This is a genomic window from Corallococcus sp. CA041A (assembly GCF_003612075.1).
In the GTDB taxonomy this organism is placed as follows: Bacteria; Myxococcota; Myxococcia; order Myxococcales; family Myxococcaceae; genus Corallococcus; species Corallococcus exiguus.
Map to the genome: position 1 here is coordinate 1 of NZ_RAWF01000363.1, position 7,988 is coordinate 7,988.

Annotated in this window: 6 protein-coding genes; all 6 read left to right on the top strand. The window is 68.2% G+C overall.

What is annotated here, in order from left to right:
• Positions 1-2 precede the first annotated feature (2 nt).
• The 6 genes from D7V77_RS38515 (at position 3) to D7V77_RS38540 (ending at position 7,714) form a co-directional block, all read left to right on the top strand.
• Positions 3-1,478 carry a Ppx/GppA phosphatase family protein gene (locus D7V77_RS38515; protein WP_233597495.1) on the top strand — a complete coding sequence of 492 codons (1,476 nt, stop codon included), beginning with the start codon at positions 3-5 and terminating at the stop codon, positions 1,476-1,478.
• 164 nt (positions 1,479-1,642) lie between these two features.
• The gene (locus D7V77_RS38520) at positions 1,643-2,866 is read left to right on the top strand and encodes a zinc-dependent alcohol dehydrogenase (protein WP_120581212.1); all 1,224 of its coding nucleotides are present in this window, start codon (positions 1,643-1,645) and stop codon (positions 2,864-2,866) included.
• Between the two features lie 110 nt (positions 2,867-2,976).
• Positions 2,977-3,534: a helix-turn-helix domain-containing protein gene (locus D7V77_RS38525; protein ID WP_120581213.1), complete on the top strand. Its 558-nt coding sequence runs from the start codon at positions 2,977-2,979 to the stop codon at positions 3,532-3,534.
• Positions 3,535-3,652: 118 nt separating this feature from the next.
• Positions 3,653-5,764: a S8 family serine peptidase gene (locus tag D7V77_RS38530; protein ID WP_147452296.1), complete on the top strand. Its 2,112-nt coding sequence runs from the start codon at positions 3,653-3,655 to the stop codon at positions 5,762-5,764.
• A gap of 88 nt (positions 5,765-5,852) precedes the next feature.
• Complete coding sequence (locus D7V77_RS38535; RefSeq protein ID WP_147452297.1) at positions 5,853-7,364, top strand: hypothetical protein; 1,512 nt, start codon at positions 5,853-5,855, stop codon at positions 7,362-7,364.
• Positions 7,361-7,714: a DUF2019 domain-containing protein gene (locus D7V77_RS38540; protein WP_120581216.1), complete on the top strand. Its 354-nt coding sequence runs from the start codon at positions 7,361-7,363 to the stop codon at positions 7,712-7,714. Before D7V77_RS38535 ends, D7V77_RS38540 begins: the two co-directional genes overlap by 4 nt.
• Positions 7,715-7,988: the final 274 nt, after the last annotated feature.

The window sequence follows — 7,988 nt, forward strand, 5'->3', positions numbered from 1 at the left end:
CCATCGATGTGGGCACCAACGCCGTGCGCCTGGAGCTGGCCCGCCCGGACGCCGAGGGCTCGCTTGAGACCCTCCACCAGGAGCGAGACCCCATCCGCCCCGGCGAAGGCGTCTTCACCACCGGCGAGATGCCCCCGGAGACGGCCGACCGCCTTCTGTCCACCCTGCGCCGCTACGCCGCCCTCTGCCGCCGCCACAAGGCCCAGGTGCGCGCCGTCGCCACCAGCGCCCTGCGCGAGGCCCGAAACCAGCAGGACATCGTGCGCCGCGTGCACGAGGAGGCCGGCCTGGAGCTGGAGGTCGTCAGCGGCAAGGAGGAGGCCCGCCTCATCTGCCTGGGCGTGCTGCACAGGAAGCCCGCCAACACCCGCTCGCTCCTCGTGGACATCGGCGGTGGCAGCACGGAGGTCGCCATCGCCACTGGCGAGAAGCCCGACGAGCTCTGGAGCCTCTCCCTGGGCTCCGTGCGCCTCACGGAGGTGTTCGACACTGCGCGCGCCGTGACGCCCAAGCAGCTGCGGCTGATGCGCAGCTTCGTGGAGGAGACGCTCCACAAGACGCTCCCGGAGAAGCTCCCCGCCCTGCCCCGCGTGGCGCTGGGCTCGTCCGGCACCATTGGCGCCGTGGTCGGCTTCGCCGCCGCGGAGAACGGAGGCAATGCCACCGTGCGACAGCTCACCCAGACCGTGGAGGCCCTGGCGAAGATGCCGCCAGAGCGCCGCCGCAAGCGCTTCGACCCGCGCCGCGCGGACATCATCGTCTCTGGCGCCGTCATCCTGGAGGGCGTCGCGCGCCACCTGGGCGTGGAGTCCGTCAGCGTCGTCAACCGCGGCCTGCGCGACGGCCTGCTGGTGGACCTGCTCTACCGCCAGGACGAAACGCGCGAGGACCACAGCCTCGCGGACGCGGCCATCGTCATGGGCCAGCGCTTCCGCTTCGACGAGAAGCACGCCCGCCAGGTGGCCCGCCTGTCCCTGGCCCTCTTCGACGGACTGGCCTCGCTGCACCAGCTGCCCCTGTCCGTGCGCCCGCACCTGGAGGTCGCCGCGCTGCTGCACGACATTGGCACGGCGGTCAGCTACGAGCGCCACCACCGCCACACGTACTACCTCATCCACAACGCGGACATCCCGGGCCTCGCGGACCGCGAGCGTGAAATCATCGCGCGCGTCGCCCGCTACCACCGGCGCTCCCCGCCGGAGCTGTCCCACTCCGGCATGGCCGGGCTCGCCCCGTCCGAAGCACGCCGCGTGCGCAAGCTGGCCACGCTGCTGCGCCTGGCGAACGTGTTGGACCACAGCCACCACCAGCCCATCCGCGACTTCAAGGTGACGGACGGCCGCGAGGCGGTGACGCTGCACCTGCACGCCCGCCAGGCTCTCGACCTGGAGCTGTGGAACGTCGAGCGCGAGGTCGCCTCCTTCCGCAAGGTGTTCGGCAAGCGGCTCGCCATCCAGGTCCACTCGACCGGGCGATAGGGCCACTGCCTCTCCGCCCGCTCTCCAGTGGAGGGAGCGCGGCGCCGGTCCTGCCCGGCCCCACCGCCGTGCCCAGAGTCCAGACGAACGGGTCCCGTGTGCCTTCGCGAAGGCGCCGTGGGCCTTCACGTCTTTCGAGGCCCTGTCGGGGCAAGGAGCGGAACATGAAGGCAGTCGTTTTCCATGGCATCGGAGACATCCGGCTGGACGACGTCGCGGAGCCGAAGCTGAAGGAGCCCACGGACGCCATCATCCGGCTGACCGCCAGCGCCATCTGCGGCACGGACCTGCACATGATCCGCGGCACCATGGCGGGCATGAAGCCCGGCACCATCCTCGGCCACGAAGGCGTGGGCGTCATCGAGGAGCTGGGCAAGGACGTGCGCAACTTCAACGTGGGCGACCGCGTGGTCATCTGCTCCACCATCGCGTGCGGCAACTGCTCGTACTGCCGCGCGGGCTACTACGCCCAATGCAATGACGCGAACCCCAACGGCCCCGCCGCGGGCACCGCCTTCTTCGGCGGTCCGGAGATGACGGGCCCCTTCGACGGCATGCAGGCGGAGAAGGCGCGCATCCCGCACGCGGCCATCACCATGGTGAAGGTGCCCGAAGGCGTCACCGACGACCAGGCCATCCTCGTCTCGGACATCTTCCCCACGGGCTACTTCGGGGCGGAGATGGCGGAAATCAAACCCGGTGACACCGTGGCGGTGTTCGGCTGCGGCCCGGTAGGCCTGTTCGCCATCGTGAGCGCGAGGCTGCTGGGCGCGGGCCGCGTCTTCGCCATCGACAGCCACGAGGACCGCCTGGCGCTCGCGAGGACCCAGGGCGCGGAGGTCATCAACTTCGAGCAGGAGGACCCGGTGGAGACGCTCAAGCGCTTCACGGCGGGCATCGGCGTGGACCGCGCCATCGACGCGGTGGGTGTGGACGCGCAGCACGCGCACCACGGCCCGGCCGCCAAGAAGGCCAAGGCGGAGAAGCCCGAGTTCAAGCGCGAGGTGGAGCAGGTCGCGCCCAAGCAGAAGCCGGATGGGGACAACTGGGTGCCCGGCGACGCGCCGTCGCAGGCCGCGCAGTGGTCGGTGCAGTCACTGGCCAAGGCGGGCACGCTGTCCATCATCGGCGTGTACCCGCAGACGATGACCGCGTTCCCCATTGGCGAGGCGATGAACAAGAACCTCACCCTGCGCATGGGCAACTGCAACCACCGCAAATACATCCCCAAGCTGCTGGAGCTGGTGCGCTCCGGCACGGTGGACCCCACGGCCATCCTGAGCCACGTGAAGTCCATGGCCTCCGCCATCGACGCGTACCGCAACTTCGACCTGCGCAAGCCAGGCTGGGTGAAGGTGGAGCTGGAGCCGGGCGCTACCCTCCAGTGACGCACTGCTTGATTCCGCATGTCCATGGCGTGTCTCTCCTTGAGGCATGGATGGCGGATGGGTGCCGACAAGATGGCATGAGCGCCAATGCGTTGGCAGAATGCCAGCGTATGAGCGAAGAGGACCTTCCAGGCAGGCTGGCGCGCAACCTGAGGACGCTGCGGGAGACGCGAGGGGCCACGCAGGTGCAGCTCGCGAAGCTGGCGGGCGTGCCCCGGGCCACCTGGGCGCATCTGGAGTCCGGCGCGGCGAACCCCACGCTGTCGGTGCTGCACCGCGTGGCGGGGGCGCTACAGGTGTCACTGGAGGAACTGCTCGCCCGGCCCAAGGCGAGCGCCCGGCACTACCGGCGAGACAGCCTGCCGATGAAGCAGCGCGGCGCGGCCTTCCTGCGCAAGCTCCTGCCGGATCCACTGCCGGGCATGGAGTTCGACCGGATGGAGCTGCCGCCCAAGGCGCGCATCACCGGCGTGCCCCACACCCCAGGCACGCGCGAGTACCTGGCCTGTGAGACTGGGACCCTCGCGCTGGTGGCCAGCGGCGAGCGCTTCGTGTTGGAGGCCGGAGACGTCGTCGTCTTCCGGGGAGACCAGAAGCACTCCTACGAGAACCCCGGCGCGCGCACGGCGGTGGGCTACTCCGTCGTGCTGCTTGCACCGTCGCTGTGAATCTTCAGCAATCTTCAACCAGGAAAAACCACAAAACAAGAACTAGCAGTTAAAATAGATTGACAATCTTCACCCCTCGCAGCCTGCTGGACCCAGTCCTTTCACCTGGGGGGGTTGTGTGAAGAAGTCTGTTCTATCCGTCCTGCTTTCATCCCTATTGCTGAGTGCCTGCGGCGCTGAGGTCCCCGCCGCGCCCGTCGCGACCACGGCCGCGCCCATCGCCACGCAGACCGCGCCGTCGAAGAATCCCCGCCGGTTCGTGCCGGGACAGGCCATCGTGAAGTTCAAGGGCTCCGACAGGGCCCTCACGGACGCCGAGCTGCCTCCGGTCCGGGGCTTCCGTGCCCAGCTCGTCCAGCCTCTCTCCAGCGGCGCGGTGGTGGTGTCGCTGGAAGCGGAGGCGCGGTCCGCCGCCACCTCCATCGCGGAGGAGGAGGCGCGCACCCTGGAGGCCATCGCGGAGCTGCGGCGGAATCCAGACGTCGAATACGCGCACGAGAACCTCTACATGGAGTTCTTCGCCACGCCGACGGACCCCCTGTACGCCCAGCAGTGGAACTACCCGGCCATCAACCTGCCCACGGCCTGGAACAGTGTCACCGGCAACGTGAAGATCGCCGTGCTCGACAGCGGCAGGCTCGACCATCCGGACCTCAGCGGGGCCTGGACGACAGGGTATGACTTTGGACAGGGGGACGCGGACCCCTACGACACGAACACCTACCACCACGGCTTGCACGTGGCCGGCATCCTCGCGGCGCGCACGAACAACGGCGTGGGTGGCGCGGGCGTCTGCTGGGGCTGTCAGCTCATGCCCGTCAAGGTCTCCACCGCCAGCAACGGCGTCCTTCTGTCCGCGGTTGACGAGGCCATCCGGTACGCGGCGGACAACGGCGCGCGCGTCATCAACATGAGCTTCGGGACGGCCTACAACCCCAACGCCCCCACGGCCGTCTATCCCTGCGCGAACTACCCCGACATCCAGAGCGCGGTGACCTACGCCGTCGGCAAGGGCGTGGTGGTGGTCGCCGCCGGTGGCAACGACGGCGTGGCGGGCCTGCTGACGGCGAACATCACGCCTGCCTCCTGCACCGGCGTCATCGCCGTGGGCGCCAGCACGCAGGCCGGTGCGCGGGCGCCGTGGAGCAGCGGCGGCTCTCGCGTCGACGTCATCGCTCCAGGTGGCACCGCCAGCGCCGGCTTCTACGGCCAGGGCATTGGCTGCCCCGCGGACCCCAATACATGGGACCCGTACAGCGGCACGGATCAGATCGTCTCGGCCTGGGCCATTGGCAAGCCGGGGGCCACGCTGCTGGCGGGTGACTACTGCCACCGCTACCTGAGCGGCACCTCCATGTCCTCTCCGCACGTCGCGGGCCTCGCCGCGCTCATCCTCTCGCAGAAGCCCTCGATGACGCCCGCGCAGGTCACCGCGCGCATCAAGTCCACCGCGACGGCGGTCTCCGGCTGCGGGAGCAACTGCGGCACCGGCCGCATCAACGCGGCGGCGGCCGTCTACACCAACCTCCCGCCCCGCCCGGACAAGGGCCCCTGGTACAACCCCGCGCGCTCCGGCAACGGCCTGGACATCCAGCACCTCGCCTCCGACCAGATCCACGTCACCTGGTACACGTACACGTCCGCGGGCGTGCCCATCTGGTACCAGGCCTTCCTCTTCGCGGAGCCCGGCGAGTGGCGGGGCGATCTGATCAAGACCACCTGGACAGGCTCCAGCGCGACGTTGTCCGTGGTGGGGACGATGCGCATCACCTACAGCAGCGGACTGTGGCGCTTCTACTGGACGCTGGGTTCGCTCTCCGGCAACGAGCCCATCCAATTCCTGGCGTTCGGTAGCGGCAGCTCAGTGATGAACCTGAATGGCCTCTGGTACAACGGCGCGGAGCCCGGCTGGGGTGCCAGCTTCAACACGCAAGGCAACACCCACGTCGTCAACCTGACCGTCTACCAGGGCAGCAACCCGGTATGGCTGCAGGGCGTGGTGAGCAGCACCTCCACGTCGCTGAGCTTCCCGATGGCGTACATCACCGGCACGAACCTCTGCCCGGGTTGCACCGGAACGACGTCGACCTCGGCGACGGCCGCGGGCACCTTCACCGTCAATGGCTCGGCGGGCAGTCCCAGTGGAATGGCGGCATCCTCCGCGGTGAGCTTCCCCGGCGGGACGTGGAACCGGCCCTCCTTCACGCTGAACCGCCTGACGGGGCCATAGGCAGCGTCCTCCGGAAGGGTGACGGCGGCATCCTGTCGATGCCGCCGTCATCCCGGACCGGAGTGTCCTCACTTCCAGGAGGCAGACGATGCGCGTGGCTGTCGTGGCGCTGTTCGCGGCCTGGCTGATGGTGGGCTGCGCGGGCGTGGAGAATTCCTCCACGAGAGGGAGTTCACGGGCCTTCCGACAGAGCGCCTCGCATGCATCGGATGAGTCCGGCGAGGAGACAGGCAGTCAACGACTCCACCGGGGTCAACCTGTCCGCATGCCGGTGGGGACGGTCATCCTCGCACCTTCCGGGAAGGTCTCGCGGCAGGCCCTGGAGATGGGCCTGCTGGACGTGGACGCCTTCGAGAAGTTGCTGGTCCGCGCCGGGCTGGAGGACGTGGACGAACTGCCCCTGCGCCGCAATCCCTTCACGCCAGACGACGCAGTGGAGGTGCTGGGCCGGCTGATGGAGAAGCCGGTGACGCTCGGAACCTTCCCGCCGCGCATGGTGGCGGGGTTCCTGTTGCGGGAGGTGTTGGAGCGCGGCGAGGTCTCCCGCGAGGAGCTGGCGCGGCGGGTGACGCGCTTCGCCCGCGAGCAGGTGGCGGTGCTGCGGCCAGATGGGTACCTCGCGTGGGCGCTCAATGGGCGCACCCAGCAGAAGGTCGCGCCCATCGCGTGGAGGAACGGCGCCTTCCGCGCGGGCAACTTCGAGCTGGGACGTTTCTACAGCGGCAGGGGCGGAGTCTTCCGTCCGGTCGATGCGCAACTCCGGGCGTCGGACTCAAGGCCGCTGGCCGAGGTGTACGACGACGCGGACGTCGTCAACCGCTCACTGGATGGCGCGGAGGACGCCTTCGTTGAGCTGTACCACGCGCTGGGACAGGTCCTCTCCCGCCCCGCGGACAGCATCGCGGGACTGCGCCATCTTCCCGCGGGCATCGTGGCCCTCATCGCGTCGTCGCCCGAGTACTGGGAGCGGTTCCAGTACATGACGGCCGGCGAGCAGATCCGCGAGACGGCCCGGCTGACGACGAGCGTCGTCGCCATCTGGGGCGCAACTTCGGCCACGACGCGGACACTGAAGGGGCTGGCGTCGGGTATCGACGCCACGGTGCCCGTGCTGTCGCTGTCAGCGGAGGGCGCGCTGGTGCTGGAGCGCATCTCGGTCCCCGTGGGGCGCACGGCGGCGGTGTTGAGCGCCGCTCCCGGTGCGGCCATCATCCTCCAGCGAGGCGATGATTCAGGCTCGGGAGATGGAAGTGGTGGAGGTTCGACACCGAGCGGGCCAAAGGGCTATTCGTCCTTCAAGTCGTTCAAGCGGGCCATGGGGCCGGCGGGGAATGGGAAGGAGCGGCACCACGTCGTGGAGCAAACCGACGGGAACGTGACGCGCTTCGGGCCCCAGGCGCTCCACAACGTGGAGAACGTCATCCCGCTCGACAAGGAACTGCATGCCCGCATCAGTGCGTTCTACTCTTCGAAGAGCGTCCGGATGACAGGCTCTGACAGCCTCACCGTGCGACAGTGGCTGAGTACTCAGCCATATGTTGCTCAGAGAGAGTTCGGCTTGATGATCATCAACGATGCAAAGAATGGAATCTGGCCATGACAACTGAAGAAATTGTCGAGGAATTCGCACAGAACGTGGCCGCCCAAACGGACGCCATCTGGTGGCGAACTGATGCGAAGACCGGAAACAAGCATGCGGATCGATACATCGCGGCGTTCAAGAAACTACGTGCTCTAGGGGATCCTGGACGTGAAGCATTGGCGGTGCTGCTGACGCATCCTCGGATGGATGTTCGGACCACGGCCGCGACATGCCTGCTTCGTTACAAGACCGCGGAGGCTCGGGCGGTTCTTGAAGAAGCGGCGAAGGGCTCGGGGCTGATTCCATTCGAGGCGCGGCAAGCGCTGAAGCGCTGGGAGGAAGGAACCTGGTCCCTGGACCCTGCTTGAGAAAATGGCTCAGCACTCACTCGTTCGAAGCGAGTGGCGGGCCGGGAACCTGAAGTTCACGGAGGACTGAACATGCCCATGCTGAGCGCACGCCGTCTCGACTCAAACCTTTAAAGTCCAAATTTAATGGACTTTTAAAGTCCATGACGTCCAGACTCCCGGATGGCGCCGCCGCGCCGAGCCCTGCCCCCGAGGAGTTCATGCCCACGCCCCCATCTGACAGCGATCCGGCGCGCTCCCGGGTCGCACCGTTCCGCCACCCCCTACCGCCCAC